Annotated in this window: 27 protein-coding genes; 7 read left to right on the forward strand and 20 right to left on the reverse strand. The window is 64.7% G+C overall.

The window, feature by feature from the left end:
• Positions 1 to 23: 23 nt before the first annotated feature.
• On the reverse strand, positions 24 to 305 hold the full coding sequence (locus ACXR2T_RS05590) for a hypothetical protein (protein ID WP_458839115.1): 282 nt from the start codon (positions 303 to 305) through the stop codon (positions 24 to 26).
• A gap of 138 nt (positions 306 to 443) precedes the next feature.
• On the opposite strand from ACXR2T_RS05590, the gene ACXR2T_RS05595 reads away from it, so the two are divergent.
• From ACXR2T_RS05595 to ACXR2T_RS05610, 4 genes are read left to right on the forward strand one after another with little or no spacing between them, the layout of a single operon-like run.
• Entirely contained in the window at positions 444 to 1,124 is a 681-nt protein-coding gene (locus ACXR2T_RS05595; RefSeq protein ID WP_458839117.1) for a hypothetical protein, read from the forward strand.
• Between the two features lie 21 nt (positions 1,125 to 1,145).
• On the forward strand, positions 1,146 to 1,724 hold the full coding sequence (locus ACXR2T_RS05600; RefSeq protein WP_458839119.1) for a hypothetical protein: 579 nt from the start codon (positions 1,146 to 1,148) through the stop codon (positions 1,722 to 1,724).
• A gap of 22 nt (positions 1,725 to 1,746) precedes the next feature.
• Positions 1,747 to 2,664: a hypothetical protein gene (locus ACXR2T_RS05605; protein ID WP_458839120.1), complete on the forward strand. Its 918-nt coding sequence runs from the start codon at positions 1,747 to 1,749 to the stop codon at positions 2,662 to 2,664.
• A gap of 29 nt (positions 2,665 to 2,693) precedes the next feature.
• Positions 2,694 to 3,965, forward strand: a complete 1,272-nt coding sequence (locus ACXR2T_RS05610) for a DUF7007 domain-containing protein (protein WP_458839122.1) — start codon at positions 2,694 to 2,696, stop codon at positions 3,963 to 3,965.
• Positions 3,966 to 4,034: 69 nt separating this feature from the next.
• Here the strand turns inward: ACXR2T_RS05610 and ACXR2T_RS05615 are convergent, their stop codons facing one another.
• The 3 genes from ACXR2T_RS05615 to ACXR2T_RS05625 form a co-directional block, all read right to left on the reverse strand.
• Entirely contained in the window at positions 4,035 to 4,787 is a 753-nt protein-coding gene (locus ACXR2T_RS05615) for a hypothetical protein (protein ID WP_458839124.1), read from the reverse strand.
• A 224-nt stretch (positions 4,788 to 5,011) separates the two neighbouring features.
• The gene (locus ACXR2T_RS05620) at positions 5,012 to 5,752 is read right to left on the reverse strand and encodes a hypothetical protein (protein WP_458839125.1); all 741 of its coding nucleotides are present in this window, start codon (positions 5,750 to 5,752) and stop codon (positions 5,012 to 5,014) included.
• Between the two features lie 161 nt (positions 5,753 to 5,913).
• Positions 5,914 to 6,921, reverse strand: coding sequence for a hypothetical protein (locus ACXR2T_RS05625; protein WP_458839127.1), 1,008 nt, complete (start codon positions 6,919 to 6,921; stop codon positions 5,914 to 5,916).
• Between the two features lie 95 nt (positions 6,922 to 7,016).
• Between ACXR2T_RS05625 and ACXR2T_RS05630 the strand changes: the two genes are divergently transcribed.
• Positions 7,017 to 7,313, forward strand: coding sequence for a hypothetical protein (locus tag ACXR2T_RS05630; RefSeq protein ID WP_458839129.1), 297 nt, complete (start codon positions 7,017 to 7,019; stop codon positions 7,311 to 7,313).
• On the opposite strand, the gene ACXR2T_RS05635 is transcribed toward ACXR2T_RS05630, so the two are convergent.
• The 16 genes from ACXR2T_RS05635 to ACXR2T_RS05710 all read right to left on the reverse strand — a co-directional run bounded on the left by ACXR2T_RS05635 (position 7,310) and on the right by ACXR2T_RS05710 (position 19,476).
• Positions 7,310 to 7,762 carry a hypothetical protein gene (locus ACXR2T_RS05635; RefSeq protein ID WP_458839130.1) on the reverse strand — a complete coding sequence of 151 codons (453 nt, stop codon included), beginning with the start codon at positions 7,760 to 7,762 and terminating at the stop codon, positions 7,310 to 7,312. The two genes, ACXR2T_RS05630 and ACXR2T_RS05635, sit on opposite strands and share 4 nt — an antisense overlap.
• Positions 7,763 to 7,915: 153 nt before the next feature.
• Positions 7,916 to 8,752, reverse strand: a complete 837-nt coding sequence (locus tag ACXR2T_RS05640) for an FtsK/SpoIIIE domain-containing protein (protein WP_458839132.1) — start codon at positions 8,750 to 8,752, stop codon at positions 7,916 to 7,918.
• An 80-nt stretch (positions 8,753 to 8,832) separates the two neighbouring features.
• On the reverse strand, positions 8,833 to 10,599 hold the full coding sequence (locus ACXR2T_RS05645) for an LPXTG cell wall anchor domain-containing protein (protein ID WP_458839134.1): 1,767 nt from the start codon (positions 10,597 to 10,599) through the stop codon (positions 8,833 to 8,835).
• Between the two features lie 334 nt (positions 10,600 to 10,933).
• The gene (locus ACXR2T_RS05650) at positions 10,934 to 11,257 is read right to left on the reverse strand and encodes a hypothetical protein (RefSeq protein WP_458839136.1); all 324 of its coding nucleotides are present in this window, start codon (positions 11,255 to 11,257) and stop codon (positions 10,934 to 10,936) included.
• A gap of 3 nt (positions 11,258 to 11,260) precedes the next feature.
• Entirely contained in the window at positions 11,261 to 11,827 is a 567-nt protein-coding gene (locus ACXR2T_RS05655; RefSeq protein ID WP_458839137.1) for a hypothetical protein, read from the reverse strand.
• Between the two features lie 16 nt (positions 11,828 to 11,843).
• The gene (locus ACXR2T_RS05660; RefSeq protein WP_458839139.1) at positions 11,844 to 12,158 is read right to left on the reverse strand and encodes a hypothetical protein; all 315 of its coding nucleotides are present in this window, start codon (positions 12,156 to 12,158) and stop codon (positions 11,844 to 11,846) included.
• A gap of 55 nt (positions 12,159 to 12,213) precedes the next feature.
• Positions 12,214 to 12,447, reverse strand: a complete 234-nt coding sequence (locus ACXR2T_RS05665) for a hypothetical protein (RefSeq protein ID WP_458839141.1) — start codon at positions 12,445 to 12,447, stop codon at positions 12,214 to 12,216.
• Positions 12,444 to 12,836, reverse strand: a complete 393-nt coding sequence (locus ACXR2T_RS05670) for a hypothetical protein (RefSeq protein WP_458839143.1) — start codon at positions 12,834 to 12,836, stop codon at positions 12,444 to 12,446. The genes ACXR2T_RS05665 and ACXR2T_RS05670 overlap by 4 nt, the downstream gene beginning before the upstream one ends.
• 77 nt (positions 12,837 to 12,913) lie before the next feature.
• Positions 12,914 to 14,086, reverse strand: a complete 1,173-nt coding sequence (locus tag ACXR2T_RS05675) for a hypothetical protein (RefSeq protein ID WP_458839144.1) — start codon at positions 14,084 to 14,086, stop codon at positions 12,914 to 12,916.
• 271 nt (positions 14,087 to 14,357) lie between these two features.
• The gene (locus ACXR2T_RS05680; protein ID WP_458839146.1) at positions 14,358 to 14,804 is read right to left on the reverse strand and encodes a hypothetical protein; all 447 of its coding nucleotides are present in this window, start codon (positions 14,802 to 14,804) and stop codon (positions 14,358 to 14,360) included.
• Between the two features lie 2 nt (positions 14,805 to 14,806).
• A complete protein-coding gene (locus tag ACXR2T_RS05685) occupies positions 14,807 to 15,253 on the reverse strand; it encodes a hypothetical protein (RefSeq protein WP_458839148.1) in 447 nt (148 codons plus the stop codon).
• Between the two features lie 195 nt (positions 15,254 to 15,448).
• Positions 15,449 to 15,628 (reverse strand): hypothetical protein, encoded by a 180-nt coding sequence (locus tag ACXR2T_RS05690; protein WP_458839149.1) that lies wholly within the window; start codon positions 15,626 to 15,628, stop codon positions 15,449 to 15,451.
• Positions 15,625 to 16,188: a DNA N-6-adenine-methyltransferase gene (locus ACXR2T_RS05695; RefSeq protein ID WP_458839151.1), complete on the reverse strand. Its 564-nt coding sequence runs from the start codon at positions 16,186 to 16,188 to the stop codon at positions 15,625 to 15,627. Before ACXR2T_RS05695 ends, ACXR2T_RS05690 begins: the two co-directional genes overlap by 4 nt.
• Positions 16,185 to 17,183 (reverse strand): DNA methyltransferase, encoded by a 999-nt coding sequence (locus ACXR2T_RS05700; protein WP_458839152.1) that lies wholly within the window; start codon positions 17,181 to 17,183, stop codon positions 16,185 to 16,187. The genes ACXR2T_RS05695 and ACXR2T_RS05700 overlap by 4 nt, the downstream gene beginning before the upstream one ends.
• Positions 17,180 to 18,256 (reverse strand): DNA-methyltransferase, encoded by a 1,077-nt coding sequence (locus tag ACXR2T_RS05705; RefSeq protein WP_458839153.1) that lies wholly within the window; start codon positions 18,254 to 18,256, stop codon positions 17,180 to 17,182. The genes ACXR2T_RS05700 and ACXR2T_RS05705 overlap by 4 nt, the downstream gene beginning before the upstream one ends.
• Positions 18,253 to 19,476, reverse strand: a complete 1,224-nt coding sequence (locus ACXR2T_RS05710; RefSeq protein WP_458839155.1) for a DNA-methyltransferase — start codon at positions 19,474 to 19,476, stop codon at positions 18,253 to 18,255. The genes ACXR2T_RS05705 and ACXR2T_RS05710 overlap by 4 nt, the downstream gene beginning before the upstream one ends.
• 81 nt (positions 19,477 to 19,557) lie before the next feature.
• Here ACXR2T_RS05710 and ACXR2T_RS05715 point away from each other — a divergent pair, with 81 nt between their 5' ends.
• Together ACXR2T_RS05715 and ACXR2T_RS05720 are read left to right on the forward strand one after the other, a co-directional pair.
• Positions 19,558 to 20,412, forward strand: coding sequence for a hypothetical protein (locus tag ACXR2T_RS05715; RefSeq protein WP_458839156.1), 855 nt, complete (start codon positions 19,558 to 19,560; stop codon positions 20,410 to 20,412).
• Positions 20,413 to 20,417: 5 nt separating this feature from the next.
• Positions 20,418 to 21,056, forward strand: coding sequence for an NlpC/P60 family protein (locus ACXR2T_RS05720; RefSeq protein WP_458839158.1), 639 nt, complete (start codon positions 20,418 to 20,420; stop codon positions 21,054 to 21,056).
• Positions 21,057 to 21,150: the final 94 nt, after the last annotated feature.

The raw sequence follows: 21,150 nt of genomic DNA on the forward strand, positions 1-21,150 counted from the left end.
GCGTCCCTTATAGGACGCGCGGCCTAGTTCTCCTCAGGCGCGTCGGGATGCTCGCCCAGGTCGGTCACTTGTAGCTCCGCCAGCGTGCTCGCAAGCTCCGTCATCAGCTGCGCCACTTCACGCAGTTGACCGGCCGGCAGGCGCAGCAGCAGCTTGTGCTCGCCCTCGTCGAGGATGGTGACGATACCGTGGTTCTGGTCATCAAGCGTGAGATTGCCGACGAGATTGCTGTCCGTATGCGACTCGATCGTGATCGACGTCTGCTGCTGAACGGTGCGGTTGAAAGTGGCGGGCTGGGTAGACATTGATTTGCTCGTTTCACAAAATGGGGTGGATGATTTGATTCCCGACGCGCGATCATCGCTCACGCCGGGGTGTTGATTACCTCCGCTATAGGACGCGACACCCGCAAACCGTGCACACCGCCGGTCTCACGCAGAGACATGAGTAACATCAACAGGCACAGCGCAGGCGCGAAACAGGCCGGACAGTCCGTCGGCGGGCAGTTCGCCGCTTCTCAGAAGACCGAAGCGAGCGGGGCGGGGCTTGCCGGTCCCGTGCCGGAGTCGGTCGCCCCCGCACTGCTCTGGTGCGCCAGTACTGAACCCCACTCATCGCACTCTCGCGCCAACCAGTTCGGCGGCGAGGATCACTGCTCAGGGATGCCTGAGGTGAACCAAAAGATCATGAAAGAGACGCTTCAGCAGTACGGGATCGAGTCCCACGAGAACAGCTCTGATCACCTCCTTCCCACCGCTCCGAACGGCGGCACCTGGCGTATTGAGATGGAGGACATCCCCACAAGCAGCAGGCGTGAAGCGAAGCTCGCGATTGCTGACCAGATCGAGCAATTTGATGCTGACGAGCTGTTTGAAGAGCTGTGGGACGAAGGCGAAGTTCGACGCTCTGAGCCAGGCTTGAAACCGAGCCAGTTCCTAGGGCGCCTCCAGGCCGACGAGCGGTACTTCAAGAGCAAGGCGGCCGAACTGCGAGGCGAAGTGGAATCCCCGCACGACACTGCCACGCGCATCGCACTGAAATACCCCGTCGCGCTCGAAACGCACGAAGACATTCGTGACGCGATGATCGAAGCGATCGAAGCTGACCGCGCCTTGCGCGGTTAAGCGCCGGTCTCATGCAGAGACATGAGCAACGTCAACAGGCACAGCGCGGGCGCGAAACAGGCCGGACAGTCCGTGGGCGGGCAGTTCGCCGCGTCCCAGAAGACGGAAGCATCCGGAGTGGGGCTTGCCCAAGGCACAGAGCAGGACCCGATCGACTGGGACGAGCTCGACGAGTTCGTGCAGGAGCTGCAGCACGAACACGACCAGCGCGGCGCCTACCTCGCTTCTCTGCGCGGCGGCGAGGTGCGCACCCGGCTGCCGGTCACGATGGAAGCGCTCGCCACGATGGATGAGCAAGGCACGCTCCCGCGGTACACGCAAGAGCTCCTCGACGACTTCAACCTATTCACGAAAGCGAACGCCGACGTGCTGAAGCAGCAGCCCCAGAACGGCGGCCGCCCCAGTGCGCTGTTCGCAGCGATCGACACCACCGACTTCCTGCTGCGAGTGAAAGAAGACAACGCTGTACGCGACCCGCATTTCCTGTCCGGCGAAGACCCGCGCGTCATTGAATACCTGAACACTGCCATTGACGTGACCAACGCCCCTGACCGGGAAACTGCGCTCAAGCGTCTCGGCGCGGCGACTGAGTACAACTAGCGCGCCGGTCTCATGCAGAGACATGAGCAACATCAACAGGCACAGTGCAGGTGCAAAACAGGCCGGACAGTCAGTGGGTGGGCAGTTCGCCGCTTCTCAGAAGACCGAAGCGAGCGGGACGGGGCTTGAGCTCGGCGCGCACCTCGCTTCCCTCGCCGCGGAGCAGAGCGCTCACGAGCGCGACTGGAACGCCGCGGAGGATCGCCTGAAGGCCTACCGCGGGGGCGATGAGAGCAAAACAGTGGTGAGCTGGGTGGATGCTTCTCTGGCGGAAGATGGTGCTGTGAGGCGTGCCGATTGGCACCGCGCGACCCACGCCGCCTGGCTGTCAGGGCACCGCACCCAGCTCACTGTGTCGCAGGATTACCCGCACCTGAAACGGTACCTCGACACTGGTCAGGGCCACCGGTCTCCCGACCTGACGGCTGACTGCAAAGCGTACGCCGCCGAATCGAAGCGCGCGAAGAAGCAAGGCGAGCTATCTGCCCTGTGCGAGCGGTACGCCAAGCACGGCAGCAAAGAGCACGAGCGTGACCAATCTACCGCCCTCCGCGCCGACCGGCTCAACACCGAAGCGGCCGCCGGTAAGGGGTTGACCGATGAGCGGCTGCTACGTGGGAAGCATCTCGCCGAAGACACGTTCGGCGCTGCGACCCGCGGTGAGCTCAGTGACAACACGCACGACAATCTGCTGACCCTGGCAGACACTCTCGAAGACCAGAACTTTCATGCCGAGAGCATCGCCTACGAGGCGATTGCCCGCATTCACGACGCCCGCCGGAACCCGGAGCAGAAGATCACCGGCACCGCTGCCTGGGTGATTCTCAGCGCGCGGCTCGACGTGCCAGAAGACATCCGGGCCCGTGCCCGCCGGGATGACCCGAACTCAGCCGAGAGCGGTGAGAAGTATCGCCAGCACTCTCGCGAGCCGTTCGTCTAGCCCGAGCGCTGCCGGTCTCACGCAGAGACATGAGCAACATCAACAGACACAGCGCAGGTGCAAAGCAGGCCGGCCAATCCGTCGGCGGGCAGTTCGCAGCCACTCGCAAGACAGAAGCGAGCGGCGCGGGACTCGCCGGTCCCGCGCCGGATCAGCGCCACTGGGGTGAGACCGGGGTCGCCGAGGGCTCACACACCCCATGGGGCAAAGCGGATCAGGTGAACCACCCCGCCCCGGGCATCAGTGTCGTGCACACCCCCTCGCACGGCGGGGTGAAGCTCAGCCCGGAACGCAACCGCGAGATCCCGGCCGCGCTGCGTGAGTCCGCCGGCTGGTACGAGGAAGACTGTGACGCAGCGATCCCGCTGTACTATTTCACCGACGACATGGCGGGAGATTTCAAGTCCAGTCCTGCAGAGCTCCGCGCCGGCGCCGCTGAGTCGATCCGGAATTGGCACCCTGACGGGTGGACCCAAGCGACCGGCGAAACCGTCTCTGAAGAGGACTCGGTCGTGCTGCGCAGGCGCGCCCAGCGCGAGCGCGAGAAGGACCAGTTCGCGGCATGGTCGGTGTCAGATGCGCAGTCCAGACCAGACCATGTGCTCGTCAAAGCGAAGCGCGCCTCCGACGGAGCCGAAGCTGAGTTTCTGGTGCCGCGTGAGGAGTACCGGGCGCAGCAGCCGCACTTCGTCGCCGACGAGGCGCGGCACCCGCAGTTGCCGCCCGCGCAGAAAGAGCCGGAGCCAGCGAACACGCCCGTCGCGATCCCTGACCGGCTCCCTGACTCGATCACCGGCGCCGCGCGCACGCGCATCAACAAGGATCTCGACCAGCGGTGGCGCAGCTCAGACGGCTCGGTGCGCTCCCTGCACCAGATTCTCGAGAGCGACGGAGCGCACCATCGCGCGGTGTACGTCGAGGGTGAAGGCGCGAACATCAAGTTCCGGTACGCCGTCGTGCAGGCCGACCACTCGTCGTACCGTGTATCCAAGGCCACGTTCGACTTTTTGGACAGCGTGCCCGACGAGCGCACCCCGGCTGACCTGCAGCGCGAAGACTCACTGCGGAAAGAAGCGAAGCTGCGCAAGGTGGAGGCAGAGCACCGGCACAGTCGAAACCTGGCAGAAGCGCACCGAGCGATCGCCCCCGCCCGCGCCGCGCTGCTGGAATCCCAGGAGAAGTATCTAGCTCTGCGCCGCGAGCAGGAGGCGGTCGAGCAGCCTCTACGAGAAGCCCGGTCCCGCGCACGTGAAGCGGATCAGCTCCACCGCGAGCAGCAAGCGACGCTGCCGGGCGCATAGCTCACCCGCACGACAAAGCCCGCCCAGGAGAGATGTTCAACCCGGGCGGGCTTTGTCGTGCGGGGCCGGCTAGAAGTCCGGGTCCGCGAGCTCGTCATCGTAAATCGACTGCGCGCGGCGCATCATCTCACCGATGTCTTCACGGCTCATGCCGGTCGAGCGGGCGAAGTGCATGAAGTCGGTCACCTGGTCCTGCAGCTGGCTTTCGAGGTGAGGGGACGAAGCTTCGATCCCGAGGACACGCGCGGCCTCCGTGCCACGCTGCGCGCCCCGCTCAGGGGCCGTGACGCTGAAATCCTCACCCGGCGCGGCCGCCGCCGTCTTACCCAGCGAGGCGGCCAGCACCTGCTCGCGCAGCGTGTCGTCGCTGTCGCACGCCGACCGACCCGCCCGATAGGAGTTCGTATACAGCGAGCGGTGCCCCTCCTGGATACTCGCCTCGATCAGCTCGGCGGCATCGACGTCGTCGTAGGGCAGTGCCGCGTCATCCTCTCCTAGCGCAGCGCCATCTTCGAACTCGGTGCAGATGATAGTGCCGTAATCCTCGCCGTGCTCGTCGGTGAAGGACCATGCGCTGTAAAACCGTCCGGAATTGTCTTCGCCGAACCTGACGTCCTGCGCGCTCCATCCCTCCGGCCACCGCGGAGACGCGCCGACTTGGAGACTCACCCGGCGCGCGGGCGCGGTGATGTCGGTAGTGGAGATTCTGGGGACGGCAAGCCCCGCCCCGCTCGCTTCGGTCTTCTGAGTGGCAGCGAACTGCCCGCCCACTGACTGCCCGGCCTGTTTTGCGCCTGCGCTGTGCCTGTTGATGTTGCTCATGTCTCTGCATGAGACCGGCGCGCTAGGCCTCGACCACCACGCGCGCTTGCGCGGGGCGGGAGAAGAACCCGAACGAGGCGTCATTTTCGCTGCGCGAGACGGTCGCGGTGAGCGCCGCACGTGCGCCCTCTGTTGGATCAATCGGCCGACGCGTCGAGCTGATTGATTCGATCCCGCGCCTCCTGCCCGCACGCGTTGAGCGGGTCGCGGCCCGCCACTTGCCGCTATGCCGACTCCCACGTGCTGATCGTGGCCTGGGTTGGACGGGTGAAGAATCCAAACGACGCATCATCGTCACTGGGCTTCACTGTCGCAGTAAAGGTGATGCTGCGGCCGATAAGCGCACGCGTCCACACCTCAATGCCGTCGTACGCGGGATCACTCTCATCAGCGGCATAGAACGCATCATACTCAGCGTCAGCGATCTGCTTGGGGACGCTGCCCCACACCTTCCACCCGTCGCCTTCGACCAGCATTTTGAGGGTGGCACCGTACGCGGAATCCACGTACTTCGCGCTCTGAATCGCGCCCGAGAGCGTGATGCGACCGACCGGCACGGGGCGCTTCGCCTGTTCGCGCGCGTCGTATGATGTAAGTACGACGCTGGCACGCTCTGCCCACTCCTCCTCATCGAAGTCGTCTGTCAGTGCTGTGCCCTGCAAGTCGTCAAGCAGCGCCCCGAACTTGTTGCGGAACGGGTCACCAGCGTTTAACTGCTCTCGAATATCAACTACGCGACGCGCGATGTCACCATGCTTCTCCATGAATGCCTCGTGCCGCGCCTCAGTCTCCGCGCGCCGCTTCGCGGCTTCCGCCTGACGCTTCTCCTCCCGCGCGACCCGCGCCCGGTAAGACGACACCTTCACCGTGTACTTGCCCGTACCGTGGCAGGCGAAGCAGCCCTTCGTGTGCACGCCGCCCATCGTCGCGGTCGCGAACGTGATGTTGCTCGGCCCGGTATACACCCCCGACCCGCCGCAGGAACCGCACGTCTGCGTATACAGGTCGCTGCCTTTAAGATGCGGGAGAACTTTCGCCGACATGATGCGCTCGCTTTCACTCAGGGGCGCCGGCCCAGGAGAGGGCGGCTGGTTAATACCTGAGCTATGCGACGCGGGCGCGGCCCCTAACCGTACAGTCGTCCGTCTTCACCGACCCGTGCGTACGCCTCCCCGAAAGTGCGGGCAGACGCAGACAGGCGCACCCCGAGGTCGCCTAGGCCGCGGTCCCAGAAGCCGGTCCCGTACCCGTTCCGGGTGAGCCAGAAGTCCTGCCCGAGCTGTGCGTACGCCTCCGGCACCTTCGATGCCTGAGATGGGTGCGCGAGGTACTCGTTGATCTCCGCTCGATTGGCGAGCATGAACTGGGCGAGATCCTCGCGCATGCTGTGCTGCAGCGCCGTCGACGCGTCACCGCGTTCAAACATCTCATCGACGTCCTGGAAGTCCTCCCCGATGACGCTGCTGAGCACTCGTCGTTCGTACCCTTCGAAGAGCTGTTCCCGGCACTCGGCGTCAGGCACCGCCCACGCGAGCTCCTCGGTACCGTTCTCGCACCGATCGACCCCCGTGTCGTCGTACACGTCCAGCGCCCCCGCATGGAGCAGGCCTTCGCCGCCTCGAGCTTCGTCGTATTCACGCTCAGCCGCGGCGCGGATCGCATCGTCCGACTCCGATGTGAGTACGTACGCTGCACGTACCTCGGCCGGATCCTCCTCGTACCAGTCGAGCACCTCGTCGGCGTAGTGTGCACGTCGGCGCTCGTCAAACGCGCTGCGCACAGTGCGGGGCACGTCGAACATGTGCCCGCCCGTCTCCCTCAGCCGCGCAAGCTCAGCGTCCATGCTGCCGGACTCCCGCGCTTCCCCCTCCACGAACGCCAAGAACCGGGCCGCGTAAGCGTCCGTGCCGCGGGTCACCTCGTCGGTGGAGAGCTCGCCCGGGGCATAATGCTGAGCGGTGGCCGCTTCGAACTCGTCCCGCCAGCCGGTAAGGGCCCGGTCGACCGGCGAAGCGAGCGGTTCAGGGGTGAGTCCCGTCCCGCTCGCTTCGGTCTTCTGGGTGGCGGCGAACTGCCCGCCCACGGATTGTCCGGCCTGTTTCGCGCCTGCGTGGTGCCTGTTGATGTTGCTCATGTCTCTGCGTGAGACCGGCGGCGCGGCCCGGTCGCCGAGAGGGCGCTTCGGGATAACCTATGAGTTCCCCGTACTTGCTTCACAAAGGACTTCGCATGCCCCGCGCCCTCACCCGTATCACCGCCGCCGCTCTTGCTGTCGGGGCGGCGTTTACCCTGTCGTCCTGCGCCGCGCCCACGCCCGGGCAGCTGGCTTTCCAGGCGTGCAAGCAGTACGTCGAGCTCGGTGAAGCGTCGAACGATAACGTCTCGTCATACTGCATGGAGTCTTCCGAAGGGTCGGGAGAGGTGGCCGGGCAGGAGAACATCGACGCGATCCGGCAGCTGATCGTGGAGTACAACCAGGACAACATGGGCAACCCCGATAAGCCTCAGATCAAGGTGGGCTTCTAACGCTTTGCCGCTACCTTGGGCTTCGACTCGGTGACCGTCAGGCCGGGCTTCTTGTAGACCTGCTCGATGCGGGTGTGAGTTTCGCCGAGCTTCTGCAGCTCGAACTCCACCTCCGCCAGGTCTGCTTTCAGCTTCGCCTGACGCACCAGCAGCTCCGGCGCGACCTCAGCGATCTTCTGCTCGTCGGGCACACTGGTGGCGACCTCGCCGCCGCGCTTCCAAGTGAGCTTCACACCGTCGAGCAGAAACGCGATGTCAGCGTTCAGCTCCACGCAGCTGGCCTGCAGCGACGTCCACACGTCCTCGCGCTGATCCTTCGCCACCGCCTCTGTCTTGCGTGCACGCACCAGGTGACGGGACAGGCTCAGCAGCTCATCCACCGCCTCACGGTCGCTCTCGCTCGTAATGGCGTGCAGGTCGGTGATCACGTTGGGGTCGGTCTTAGCCACGGTGGCCCTCCTTGAAGAATGAGTCCCGGGATGATCCCCGGTCACCTGCCCTATAGGACGCGGCCGAGGCCCGGCCTCCGCTGATGGGAGACCGGGCCTCGGCCTCCGCTGATGGGAGACCGGGCCTCGGCCTGGGTCTAGGTGCCGATGTGCTTACGGCAGCTCGATCTTCTTCGGCTCCGGCGCGAGCGCGAGCGCAGCGGCTACGGCTTCTTTGCTGAGCACGGACGGGGCCTGGAATGTGCGCACCGTCTCAGCGCTGTAATCGAAGTCGAGCAGCACGCCGGTGCCGGTGGGGAACTTGAGCATGTCGGCGTCGCTGTCTGAACCGCCCAGGAACTCGTTCACCTGGGCGCGGGTGTTCCGGCCCAGCAGTACCCGCGTGCGCGCATAGTTGCGCACATCGAGCGCGTCCCGCACGCGGTCATCGGTCGAGTTCTCGTGGTCGCCAAATTCCTGGCTCGCCACGACCAGGAAGATGTTTGCTCCCAGGTCGCCGAGCGCAGCGAGATCACCGAGCGCGAGACTGAGGCGGCGACGGAGGTTGTTCTTTGCCTCGGTCAGTTGCCGTTTCTCGTCCGTATCGTCCGGGTGCACTTCCTCCTGCGCGACCGCCGCCCAGAGGTTATCAACGGCGACGATGATCGGCACATGCTGCACATCAGGCTGCTCCTCTCGCCGTTCAAGCTCGCGCACGAGCGCTTCCGCCACTTCAGCCGCGCCGCCCGGGGTGCCTGCGAGCGCCGACACGGCAGGGAGCAGCGACGTGAGGCCCTTGCCGCCCATCACCGGGTCGATGACCACGATCGGGTGCTGCCGCAGCGCCGCCCCGAGCAGCACGTTGCGTAGCAGCTCCGTCTTCCCGCTGCCGGCCCCGCCCTGAATGGCGAGATGCCCGTCGAGACGATACGAAACGGGGTCATTGTGCCCGCCAGCCCTGCCGAGATGCAGGAGCGACGACTCGGCGGCGGGGTGGGTGTTGTCGTGCATGTGGATGCTCCTTTCGATCGGCGGCGGCTCAGGGGGAGCCGCCGCCTTACTGGTGACGCATGCGAATGGGATGGTGGGCCCTATGCGCGGCGGCGGCGTCTGCGTGTGCCCGCGAGAGTTCCCCCAGCGAGCAGCAGCACTGTGGCCGCCCCGGCGAGCGCGAAGCCGGTCTGGTCAGATCCAGTGCTGACAAGAGCACCCTCACTCACCTCTGTGACGACCGGCTGTTCAGGCTCGACCGGCGCGACCGGCTCCTCTGGCTCCTCGCAAGGAACCACGGTGCCCAGGTTCGCCTTCCACTCGATCGGAGCGCCCTCCGCGATGACGTAGCCGTCTTTCGCGGTCGCGGTGATCGTGAGGTCACCGTCCTCGTCGGGCTCGCCCACGGTGTAGACGACGCCCTCGATGGTCGGGAGCTCAAGAGTGTTCGCGACGCCGCACTCGGTGCTCTCAGTAATCGTCGGCCTCACCGGCGTCACCTCGGCGAGCTCCGGCGGGCAGGCCTCGGCCTCGGGGATTTCGAGCGTCCACTCGGTCTTCGTGCCCTCGGCGAGCACGTAGCCCTTTTCAGCTTCCGCGGTCACAGTAACCGTGCGGCTGTCGCGGGCCTCGGTGTACTTCACACCCTCGGTTTTCGGGATCACGACCGTGCCTTCAACACCACACAAGTCGGCGGGCTCGAGCGTGGGAGCGACCGGGGTGACGACCTCGGGGCAGGGCTCGACCTCAGGAATTTCGAGTGTCCACTTCGCGGTCGCGCCCTCGGCGAGCACGAAGCCGGGCTCAGCAGCTGCGGTCACAGTGACCGTGCGGCCGTCGCGGGTCTCGGTGTACTTGATGCCTTCGGTCTTCGGGATCACGACCGTGCCTTCAACACTGCACGTGTCGGCAGGCTTGAGCGTGGGAGCGACCGGGGTGATGGCCGTAGTGAGCTCGAGGCGCTCCGGCGGACCATATCCGAGATTGGTGGCTACTACGGTCAGATTCGCGTCAAACAGCTGGAATGCGTGAGCGTTCCCAGATCCGTTGCGAACCGGTGAATTTTGTAATGCTTCTGGAAATGAATAGCTCCAGGCATACGTGCCGGTTTCACGTAGTTCGATTCCAGTGGCAAGATTTTCCACTGGCTTATCAGGATTGGTGGTGAAACGAACGGCTTCCCCCACTCGAGGAGCACCTGCTGCGGGAATTGAGCCGCGAGCAGGAATGTCAGCGTCCTCAAACGGCCCGTACAGCTGCGCCTCTCCCACTAGATCCACGTACCCAAGACTGCTGTCGATCTGACCTTTCATCCAATCAATCGGCTGGCCGTAGATGAAGTACAGGCTCGACATGAGCGACTGGTCGATCACCTCGTTCTCAGGAAGATCGCCATTAGTTGCCTCGGTCAATACCTCAATCAGCCTTGCGCGATGTGCCTCAAGCGATGCGGCTCCAGACCGAGAGGTGAGGGTCAGGTACACCTCGCCGTCATCGCTCAGCTTCGTTTCACCTCCGACCACTTCCGGCTGAAAGAACCTATTGGGGTAAATCGGTTGTACCTGTCTTGTTCCCTCGGTCGTCGCAGCAAGGATCCAGAACCATGAGACAGTGTCCCACGGCCTGTCGTTCAAGATGCTCCACTTGAACACGGTGTCTTCCTTGAGTGGGAACTCAGCTCCGGACGTGTCGAGGATGAACTGTCCTGGAATATTGAGGCCACTGTCATCGGGCCATACTCCTAGCCCTCCGACCGCCACTCTGATCGTGCCTTTGGGAACGCTAATGGTACCTTCGGTTGCATCTCGACCGCTCTTGAAGACGGTGGTGCCGGCCCAGTCGTCATATCTGCCTTCTGAAGGGTTCATGAAACCACCTTCGAGGTCGTCTGGCACCGCCTCAAACGGGGGTGGCGCTATCTCCGGGTTAAATACCCACTCCGGCGAGCGTGCAGGCATGTCCAACGGCGGAGTCGCGATGGCTATGCCAGGAGTCAGAAAGCCGAGACCAATTACAGAAGCGACCAGTGCTGCCGCGCCTGCCCTGACTCGGCCCTTTCGAGGTCGCTGAGTTGGGGCAGGCGCGGCGAGTTCGTTCTGCGCGCGAGAATGTCGGAAGTGCACTGGTCGCTCCAATCTTCAAGCCAACTTCGAAGTGTCGACTCTCTTCTGTCGCATGCGAATCACCTGCCAGCACAGAGGCTTATGCTGCTGAACCAAGCCCGTGCCGGGCCTCTGCAACCGCGCGGGCGCAGTCGAGGTAGCGCTCGCGCACGTCGAGCGGCTGGCGTCGGAAATGTTGGATCGGGGTCGGTGGTTTGCCTAGGCCTGCGGGAGCCGGATCGTGCATGGCGTGCAGCTGGGCAGCGGCGTTTAGGATGACGAGGCCGCGGCCGCGCTCACCCGGATCTTTGGGAGGCAACGCAGCGATCAGAAGGTCAATGTCGTCTTCGGCCAGTGCCGTGTCGGAGATGGCGTGCGCGAGATAGGCGGCGCGTACTGCGTCTTGGACGGAAAGCGGGGGCACGGCTTACGCCTCCTTTCGTGCAGGAGCTGTGGCAGGGTGCGCGGTGTCTACGGGAGCAATGCCGAGCGCGAGCCGCATAAGCGCGACTCGTTCAGTGTCAGTGGCGCTGGTGTCTTCGAGCAGCGCGCGCAGCTGCGTGCACAGCGCGATCTCCGCCTGGGCGTCATCGAGCTGCTCTTGCAGGTGAGCGATCATCTCGCGGGCGTGCTCGTTCCGGGCGTTGCGGCCGCGCCGCTCCCCCGCTTCGCATCCCTGCAGGAAACCTTCGTGATGGGCGACGTGACGTTCGGACGCGACCCGCGCCGCGACCTCGTGCTGCACGGCGTGGGCATGCTCCGTGATCGCGACTTCAGTGCTGTCCGAGAGGAGCTGCTCGAGCAGCGGCAGCGTGATGCTCGTGTCCACGATGAATGCTTCCTGCTCGGTTTCCGGCGGGACGATCGTGAACACGGCGCGGTCCTGCGGTAGGGCGGTGAAACCAACGGAAGCGCCGGGCCAGGCCTGCGACACGATCGCGTTTGCCCAGGAGCGCACCTCCTCGACAGGGGTGTTACGCATGGTGATGGTCATGGTGAAATCAAGCTTTCTATGAGTTGGCAGGACGGGGCAGCAACGCCACCGTGGTACGGCCCGTGCGGCCGACGAACCGGGCGAGACCTGCTCGCACCTGGGCGCTGGCGCCCGCCGGGGTGGTGAGCCCTTCTCGGCGCACCACCGAGGCGGAGATGATCACCATGACACCCGCCGTGACGGGCACAGCGAGCATGGATGCTTCGGTGTACCGGCCAGTGATGCCGGCGAGTTGGTGCACGCGCTTCGTCATCGCGGCGAGGGTCTCTTCGGTGTCGCCGGTGACGAGATATGTCAGGGTGACGGGAAGAGTGGTCGGCGTCTCGGGCACAAGGGCCTCCTTGGGTTGGTGAACTGTCTCCCCTATGGGACGCGCAGTGCAGGTGCTAAATCTGCTGAAACTTCCGCCTGAACGCACGCAGGTCGGTTTCGCCTTTTCCGAACGCGCTCTCCCATGCGACCCGACGTCCGAGCACCGGCCCGGTCGCGCCTGTCACGCGCACTTGTACGACGGGGCGCTCGTTTAGCGACCAGAGCGTGCCGGGCGCGGGAGGCGTAAGGGTATGAAGTCGGCTTTCTGTCTGCACTGCGACCGGCCGCGCTTGCTTGTTCGGGGTCACGCCGCGGCTCCTTCCAGCACGATTTCTGCGAAAGCCGACACCGGTACGGTTGCGACCGCGCCGGGGCCTTCGAGCACCTGAGCCTCGAACTGCGCTTCTCGCGCCAGCGCAGCCAGGCGGCGCAGCGCTCGCGCCTCTCGCGAAGTGGCGACGGAAGTCGGGTTTTGACGACTGGCCTCGTCGAGTGCTTCCTGCAACCGGGCCACTTGCTGCGCGAGAAGGTGAGACTTGGCCCGCTCTTCTGCCAGCTGAGTGAGCAGCACTTCCTTATGGTCGATCGGCTTGCGCTGCGCACGATGGCTGTCCTGATAGCGCTGGCGCTGCTTGCTTTGCTCCCGCCAGTGCTGGTTTCGCTCGCGCATGGTCTGCTGCCGTTGCTTGCTGGGCAATTCGTCCTCCTTGAGTCTGGGTTCAGGGGCGAGCCCTGTGTCAGGCTCGCCCCTGAGCTATAGGGCGTGCTCGGCGCTTAGCTTCCGAGGTTCCACGGGTCGGCCGGCGGAGTAGTCGGGGCAGGGGTCGCAGGCGTTGCCCACCCGGTTGGTGTTGCGATCTCAGGCGTGACTGGAGCCTCGTCTCCAAGCTCAGGCGTGGAGTCGTCTGCTCCGGATAGCGCGGGATCGGCGTCCTCCGGAATGCCGTGCTCATCGACGGGTTCACTCGCGCGTCCCGATTCAGCATCGTCCGAGAGTGCGACCGTTTCGGCGGCCGTCTCGGCGAACACTTCGAGGAATGGGCTGAACGTGGCGTATACGTCTTCGCATATTTCACGCAGCGTCGTTAGGAGCTCGAGCATGTCAGTAGCCATGCCCTCTTCTGCTTCCAGAGCGACTTGATCGAGCATCGCGGCGACGCGTGACTGGACTTGTTCATGCTGCTCGCTGCTGGGGTCGCCCGCGAATCCGAGCAGGGCGAGTCCGGCCCAGTACTGGAAGACGCCTGCGAGCGCTTCCGGGTCATCGCGCACTGACGGGTCGTCGAGCGCACTGTCGATATTTGAGCCGATGTCCACGGCGCTAAGGGCGTACTGGGCGCCGGTAAACTCGCCGATTGCGCCGTACACATTCTCAGCAACTTCTTCATGGTTCGACGCCTCGAACAGCGGCATCAGGTCAATATGGTCCAAGACCGAGTCCTGCGCGCCGGCCTGCCAGCGCTCGACGCGTGCAATGGTCTCGTCGTCGTCACTATCGAGCCCGACGTAGGACAGCACATCGAGCCAGGTGCCGCTGAGTGGCTCGTACAGGCCGGCGCTGGTGCTTTGCATCATCACCCGCACGGCCCACTCCTCGCTCGACTCCTCATGATCGGAGCTCTCGGGATCGGTCGGGTCAGCGGGAATTACGCGGCGCAGCCCGATGTCGCGCGGCAACCAGAACATCGGGAACCACATCATTTCAGCGTGCGCTTGTGGCCGCACGCGCTGGGCACCGTCGAACTGGATGATCGGCAGCGGGACCGCCACTACCGGGGTCTCCACCAGCTCGCCATCACCGAGCTCTGCGTCCTCCCGGAACGTCATCATGCGCTCCAGAAAAGTGAAAATCGACCCAGTGGTGATGATCCCCTCTCCCGGCTCGACCAAGTAGCCCAGGCGGCGCACGGCCACCTGTGACTGTTCATTGTTGCGTACAGCCGCCATTGCATAACTCCTCGTGGTTCGTTGCCCTGGGCGCATGCGAACCTGCTAGTTATCCACAGAACTATGCACACCTATTTTGAGTTATCCACAGATTTCGCGTCGTGCCACCCGCTACTGCATTGTCGGCGGACAATGGGAGCATGATCGACACCACTGCCGCCCGCGCCGCGGCGCACGCCCCCGTAGATGGATCCGCCGAGTCTGACGCGCTCGCAGAATGGGTGCTCGCTCTGTGCGCTGAAATCGACCGTCTCCGCGGCCAGGAAATAGCTCAGGCAGAAGGATCCTCTTCCGAACGCAGCTCATGCGACCGCCCCGGCGCGCCATAACGGTGCGCGTACGGCAGCATCGACTCCTGATCCTCCCGGGGCGAGCGATCGAACAGATCAGACCAGCTCGCCCGATGTATCCGATCCCGCATCACGACCTGGTCGTGCCAGAGCTGCGAGCAGATCGCATGGATCCGTAACGGGTGATGCGGCAGCTGCGCGCGGGCGGTCTCTTCGTCCGCGAATCCGCACTCAACCTCCTCACACCACTCGTCGTCGTTGTCAAACGCGAGATAGTTCTCCCGCAGGCCCGCAAACGGCCAATCGCAGGCATCGCAGATATGCGAATACCCGCGCAGCCGCCCCGTCAGCAGCAGCGCGCCCCATCCGAGCAGAAGCACCGCGGGAACGGTAATAAGACCGAGAACAAATAAGAGCAAATCTCGCATGATCAGACTCCAGCCCCATGCCGAAGCTGCTTCTGCTGAAGAGCCGTGGTCGGTATGCCGTTCTTTCGATTCTCCGCCGTGCAAGGAACGACACTCCCCCAGCCAGGCGGAACGGTGACGAACACTTCATGCACAGCACCGGCGCGGCACAGCAGGCACTCATCTTCCGTCGCGGCCTGTCTTCGCGAGCGCAGGATCAACACGATCATCGCCATCGCGAGGGGAGCGTTCACGAGCCCCGGAGCCCCCACCCAGAACGAGCCGGTAATGAAAGCGTAAGCGCCCCAGAGAGAAGCGTTCAGCAGGACGAGCAACTGCGTTCCCACCGAAATTCCGCGCAAACTCTGCGCGTCGCGACGAAACTGCCACGCTCGCTGCGCCTGGGGCAAAAACAGCACAAACGAAACCACTGCAGCTATGAAGCCGATGGCTTGTTCAATAACGCTCACGTCAATCTCTTTCCTCTTGGGTGAAATGCTTTCAAGCGCTATGCGCGGCCGTCTTCGTCGATCGCGCGGCGCTTCCGGACACGCCGCGTGCCTTTCCGAGGCGCCGGAACATGCGGAGCCGCGGCGTTCGATTGCCGCAGCGCGCGCATCGCTTCCGCGAACGCTGGATTCGCGGCCGTCGCGGGCTTCTGGCGTTCACGTTTGCGCGGCATGAGCACCCCCGATCAGGGCCCCTGCCGGGGCGCGGCGCGCGGCAGCCGTCCGGGCGCTATCGGCCGTCTCGCTGCGCACGAGATAGTGCGTGACGCCGAGCCCGCCCGGGCGGCGCACCTCCACGCGGTAGAGCGGGCGGGAGTCAGTGAGTTGGGTGTTCAAGAGCGCTCCTCGGCGAAAGTCGGGATAGGTTCACTTGCGCTATGGGACGCCGACCCGCGCTGAGCGAGATGCACGAACGTGCCTGGCAGCCGGGAGTGCCTTAGCCGCGCTGCCGCCTCAGCCCCATACGCGACCAGCACGCTCGGCGCACCAGCATTCGCGCGCGCTCGAGTGCCGTCGGCGTGATGAAAATGCAGCCGCCCGTGCAGAAAGAACAGCGCCGTCGCCTGCTGCCAGACAGCCGCCACAAACCCTGCCGTTTCCGTGCGTGCGAAAATCAGCGCGATCCCGCCGGCCGGATGTGCCGCCAGCTTTTCGAGCCATGCCCAGGTTTCGCGTCCGTACGGAGGATTGCACCACACGAGCTCATCGTCACCCCACGTGGTGGCGAGCCCGTCGGTCGGCCAGGTGATGTGTCGTGCCGCGCTCGGCCAGGGGCGCGGGACGGGCGCAGCACACGGGTCAAGATCAAACGGGCCGAGGTCTTCGAGTATCTCCGGCGGGGTGAGCCAGGTGGTGGTATCGGCGCGGCCGCTCTGGTGGCTGGACATTCCGCTCATGCCGCCACCTGCTCAGTGCCAAGCAACCCCTGTCTTGACAAGGTAAGGCGCTCCTGCGCGGCCTGAGCAAAGCGCTGGTTGCTCTCCGAGACGTAGGCATGACGTCCAGCCTCGACAGCCGCCACAGAGGCGCTGGCTAACCCGCCGAATGGCTCCCACACCACGTCACCGGGTTCCGTAGTGGCGCTCACCAGGCGGGCCATCAGCTCGAGCGGCTTCTGATTTGGGTGCAGCGCCTTACCGTCGGTCTTGATGCGCTCAGCACCCCTGAGCGACGGCGTATCCCACACGTTCGTGAGCCCATGCGTATGGGTCCAGGGACGACGGAGTGCCTGCCGCGCTAAGGCGTCCCGATCGCGAGCAGCCTCGCACTCCGTCGCTGAGGCCGCAAAGTACGGTGCACCATCTGGGTCGCCGTGCTCATCGCAGTATCGCCCCATGAGTTCAATGGCTTCAAGAGGAGGCTGGTACCACAGCTGGTCAGCGGTGAGCCATTTGCGGCTCGCAGCGCTTTTAACGCCGCATGCTTCGTTTGCGAGATACATAGGCAAGCCAGAGCGCTGCCATTCCGATCTCAGCCAGGCTTGCATTTCCTGGCCTGCAATCTCAGTGGCCCTCTCGTATATCGCGCACACCTCAGTGACCACGGGGAATCGCCGGATAGTGTCACCGTTGACGTTGCCTGCCACATGCCCAACACCCTTATCCCAGGTGACGGTTTCGACGTACTTCCAACCCGCCTCGCGCAGCAGCGGGTGCACCTCAGCCCAGCCGATTTCTGTGTTCCAAAAACACAGCGTCGTGCGCCCGGTAGCTGCTTGTGTCCAAGCAGCTACGTGAGGCGCATACCAGTCCGCCAACCGCTCGGGGCTCTTAGGGTCGCCAGGGAACCCTCCCACCCCGTACGCACCGTCACTGATGATTAGCGCAGGTTCCGGCCAGCGATGGTAGACATCGAGCACGTCACCTGCGTGAAGATCGAACATTCCACTCATGCCGCCACCGACCCCTGCTTGGTTGCCCGGGCAATGCGCTGCTTGATGAGGGGTAGAAAGTCCTCTTCCCGCTCACACACGACCCCGTTTCGTCCGGTGCGCAGCGCTGCCTCAGCGGTAGTGCCGCTGCCGGCGAACGGGTCTAGGACCGTACCGCCTGCTGGGGTGACGAGCTTCACGAGGTACTCCATGAGCGCGAGCGGCTTCACTGTTTCGTGGGTGCGGCCTTCGACGTATGGTTTCTCGCTCTTTTCCGGTTTCGCGGCGAAGAACATTTTCGAGATCGGCCGGCCCGCCTCCTGATCGAGGAGGGCGCCGCTTGGTTCGTCGAAGATCAGGTTCGCGGGATACCGTCCGAGTTCTTCCGCTTTCGCGACCGAACGGGCTGTACGCGCCCGGGCGGCGGCGCGACCGTCGTCGGAATCCATCCAGGGCCGCTTCCACGCCCCGGACATCTGCTTCCCCTCGGACATGGATCCGCCGCCGAGCTTGTCACTCGTGGGGATGCGCGCCTCGTCAATACTCAGTGCCCCGGTGCCCCACGCTTCGAGATTCCCGACGACCGTGCCTTCGACGGGTTTCTGGCACACCAGGATCGGTTCATGCGCGGGTTTCAGTGCCGTCCCGAGCGTGCCGTAGGCCGGGCGGTCGAGCCCCTGTTTTTGAGCCGCGAGCTCTAAGTTCATAGTTTTCGGGAACGACTGAACATAACACCATCCGATTTCGTCCCTGACTTCAAAGCCCGCCAGCCGAAGGCTTAATCCCATCAGGTCCTGCGTGCGAGTACCCGCGAACGACAGCAGGAATCCGCCCGGTTTCAGTACGCGCAGGCATTCATCCCACACCGCCGGAGGGGGCACGAACCGGTCCCATGACGCTCCCCCGAACCCTCGCCCGTCCGGAATGAACGCGCGATTCCCGGACACCCACTGGGTGACGGCGGCCTCGGTCATTTTTCGGGTGATCTTTGCGAGGCCGTACGGCGGGTCCGTGACCACCGCGTCGATGGACCGGTCGGGGAGCGTGCGCATCAACTCCAGGCAGTCGCCATGGAGCACATTGACCGCGCTCACGCTGCGGCTCCTTCGGTAAGGATTGTCTGCGCCCGGGCAATGCGCTGCTCGATCAGCGGCAGGTACGCCGCTTCGCGTTCAATGCCGATGACATCGAACCCTTCAAGGAGGGCCGCTTCCACCGTGGTGCCGCTGCCGGCGAACGGTTCTAGGACGGTTCCGCCGGGCGGAGTGATGAGCCGCACGAGGTAGCGCATGAGGCTCAGGGGCTTCACCGTGGTGTGTTGCACCCCATCTGCGATCGGCCGCTCTGAGGCGGGGGCGCGGGGAGCGAAAATCAGGCGGGTGTCGAGATCGTCGAGCTCTTCGGTGATCTGGAAGAAGCGTGACGCTCCGCCCTCGTCGTCGTACTCAGTGCCGGTGTGCGTGGCGCCCCAGCCGTGGCCCGGCTCTTTTGACCCGCGCGGCTCCCCGATACGGCTGCGTGTAGTGCCGGATTGTGCGTCGAGCTCAGCGGCTTGGCTGGGGTCGAGGATCAGGTTCGACGGCCAGCGCCCCTGCGAGCCGTCATAGTCCTTCGAGGCGACCATGGAGTAGTTGCCGAAGACATCGTTACGGCCCGGGGCGGTGCCGTACGCTGCATGCTTGTTCTTTCCCTCGGACTCCGCCCGGTCAGCGTCAGAGCGGTGCGCGATACGGGTCGCGTTGATGTTGAGTGCGCCGGTTCCGTGCTCTGCCGCGTTCTTCGTCAGCGACCCCGTAAACGGCTTGCGCGCCAGCAGGATCGGCTCGATGGCGGGTTTCAGGCCCGCGCTCCATCCGGTGAACTCGTCAGCGTGCTCGATCCCGGCTTTTGCCATCTGCTTCCCGAGATCCTGCGTCTTCGGCATGCCACCGGAGCGCGCCCAGCCGAGCCCGTCGCGCAGCTCGAAGCCCGCCAGGCGCACGCTCAGCCCCATGAGGTCTTGGGTGCGTGCGCCCGTAAACACCACCATGTGCCCGCCGGGCTTCAGCACGCGCAGGCACTCATCCCACACTGCGGGCGGCGGGACGAACCCGTCCCACGCGGCTGACATAAATCCGCGCGCGGCCGGCACGAAGTCGCGCTCGCCGCCGATCCAGCGGGTGAGCGCCTCTGTCACTTTCGCTGTGCCAGTACTGGACAGGCCGTACGGCGGGTCGGTGACGATCGCGTCGATCGAATGGTCCGGCAAGTCTCGGAGGTGGTCGAGGCAGTCGCCGTGCTGCAGCGTGGCAGAAGTTTCAGGTCCCATGACCATGACGCATGCGAACCGCCCGGGCTCACTGTGTGCCCGCTCACCCTCCTCACCAGTTCGCATGCGTCAGGGGTAAACACACCCATGTCCAGCGAAAGGGACGCCATGCCCGCGAGAGTGCAGTACCTCACCGGCCCGGGAGACGATCTCCTGCTCACCGAAGACCTTGACGAGCTCGTGCAGCGTGTCGGGAAGTTCATCACCGATTCCGTGCTCCCCCACGATGACATTGCCGTACACCCGGTCGTGTCCATCCCCCTCCCTGTCACTGCCCAGCGGGATGGCGCCCGTAAGCGCCTGCGGTACGATCCTTCCCTCGCCTGGCATCCCTTGTTCTGGCTCCCCCTCCCTGTCGGGCTGCGTTTGCGCGTGCAAGAAACGGATGAGCCCCAGCTTCGCCCTGAAACGACCGCCGAATGGGCGGTTCGCGTGCTCGTGCAGGTCGAAGAAGCGGGACTCTACGACAGCAGCACCGGAACATGGCTTGATGTACTCGCCACCGTAGGGCTTGACCGAAACGATCATGCCGTGCATGAGCGCGTACACGCCTGGCAGCGTGGCGCGCCGGACGCAGCCCTCGACCGGATAGACCTCTCAGACCGTTTCATTTCCAGCAGCTCCGACATTGCCGCGCAGGTCATCCCGCAGATCCACGACCTGCTGCACGCCCAGTGGCTCAACACCAGCCGCACGATCAACGCGCAGCTCATCGAGATCGACCAGATCAAAGACATCGACATATTCCAGCGTGCGGTGAGACGCTGGCTGCACTTCGCATCCCTCGGACTCCTCGGTGCTCCTGGCGCGGAGCGGCTCGACGAAGCGCTCGACCGGCTCTCCGTCTGGTCTGATCCGGAAGCAGAGCTCGACCTTCTCCGAGAAGTCGTCGCTGATGTGCTCAATATCGTCGCCCATCACGGTGCCCAGGCCGCCGCATAAATGTCATGGTGAAGAAGCTCGGTCAGTCACTGCGCCTAGCGCTCGGCGCGCTGCTCAGCATCGGTCTCGTGGGAACGTTTGCGCTCCCCGCCCAGGCGCACAGCGCATCGCCCGACACGCTCCCGGACGGCTTCCTTGCTGCCGCGCAGCAACTCGACGCCACCGAGACCGAGGTCTTGCCCGCTGTACTGCAACAGGTCGAAGGCGAGCTCAGCGCCGCCGAAGTCGCCCGTCAAGAAGAGCAAGCCCAGCGGCGCGCAGCCGCAGAAGCCCAGCAGGCCCAGCTCGCCGCCCCCGCGGGCCCGGACATACCCGCAGGCGAAGGTGGTGCAGGAATCGCGGCGGCGGCGTTGGCGCAGCTCGGAGTGGCGCAGGACTGTACCGCGCTGGTCGAGCAGTCCCTCCGCGCGATCGGTATCCCCGCCGGCGACCTCGGCACACAGGTGCATGAGTACACCGCGCTCGGTGGCGCTGTCGTCGCATCGGGCGACTATGCGCCCGGCGATGTGCTCGTCTTCCCCGGGCAGCACGTCGCGGTCTATATCGGCGACGGTCAAGCCGTGCACGGCGGCTGGGGCGGCACCACGAGGCTCGGGCCGCTCGCGCCGGGCGGAGAAACCGGGCTCACCGTGGTGCGGTTCTGAGCTGAGCGGCTGAGACTCGGCCTTGATTTCAGAAGGGAATATTATGCGACCTTCCAGCGCCCTCGTCGCCGGGCTTGCACTGTGCATGGTGTGC

The organism is Leucobacter faecis, assembly GCF_054456635.2.

Coding starts and splice junctions, on each gene's coding strand:
- ACXR2T_RS05695 (WP_458839151.1), bottom strand. CDS start 16,188: ATGAGCGGAATGTCCAGCCACCAGAGCGGCCGCGCCGATACCACCACC.
- ACXR2T_RS05605 (WP_458839120.1), top strand. CDS start 1,747: ATGAGCAACATCAACAGGCACAGTGCAGGTGCAAAACAGGCCGGACAG.
- ACXR2T_RS05645 (WP_458839134.1), bottom strand. CDS start 10,599: ATGAACCCTTCAGAAGGCAGATATGACGACTGGGCCGGCACCACCGTC.
- ACXR2T_RS05710 (WP_458839155.1), bottom strand. CDS start 19,476: ATGGTCATGGGACCTGAAACTTCTGCCACGCTGCAGCACGGCGACTGC.
- ACXR2T_RS05640 (WP_458839132.1), bottom strand. CDS start 8,752: ATGCACGACAACACCCACCCCGCCGCCGAGTCGTCGCTCCTGCATCTC.
- ACXR2T_RS05700 (WP_458839152.1), bottom strand. CDS start 17,183: ATGAGTGGAATGTTCGATCTTCACGCAGGTGACGTGCTCGATGTCTAC.
- ACXR2T_RS05675 (WP_458839144.1), bottom strand. CDS start 14,086: ATGGCGGCTGTACGCAACAATGAACAGTCACAGGTGGCCGTGCGCCGC.
- ACXR2T_RS05595 (WP_458839117.1), top strand. CDS start 444: ATGAGTAACATCAACAGGCACAGCGCAGGCGCGAAACAGGCCGGACAG.
- ACXR2T_RS05720 (WP_458839158.1), top strand. CDS start 20,418: ATGGTGAAGAAGCTCGGTCAGTCACTGCGCCTAGCGCTCGGCGCGCTG.
- ACXR2T_RS05590 (WP_458839115.1), bottom strand. CDS start 305: ATGTCTACCCAGCCCGCCACTTTCAACCGCACCGTTCAGCAGCAGACG.
- ACXR2T_RS05615 (WP_458839124.1), bottom strand. CDS start 4,787: ATGAGCAACATCAACAGGCACAGCGCAGGCGCAAAACAGGCCGGGCAG.
- ACXR2T_RS05715 (WP_458839156.1), top strand. CDS start 19,558: ATGTCCAGCGAAAGGGACGCCATGCCCGCGAGAGTGCAGTACCTCACC.
- ACXR2T_RS05630 (WP_458839129.1), top strand. CDS start 7,017: ATGCCCCGCGCCCTCACCCGTATCACCGCCGCCGCTCTTGCTGTCGGG.
- ACXR2T_RS05600 (WP_458839119.1), top strand. CDS start 1,146: ATGAGCAACGTCAACAGGCACAGCGCGGGCGCGAAACAGGCCGGACAG.
- ACXR2T_RS05610 (WP_458839122.1), top strand. CDS start 2,694: ATGAGCAACATCAACAGACACAGCGCAGGTGCAAAGCAGGCCGGCCAA.
- ACXR2T_RS05625 (WP_458839127.1), bottom strand. CDS start 6,921: ATGAGCAACATCAACAGGCACCACGCAGGCGCGAAACAGGCCGGACAA.
- ACXR2T_RS05655 (WP_458839137.1), bottom strand. CDS start 11,827: ATGACCATCACCATGCGTAACACCCCTGTCGAGGAGGTGCGCTCCTGG.
- ACXR2T_RS05680 (WP_458839146.1), bottom strand. CDS start 14,804: ATGCGAGATTTGCTCTTATTTGTTCTCGGTCTTATTACCGTTCCCGCG.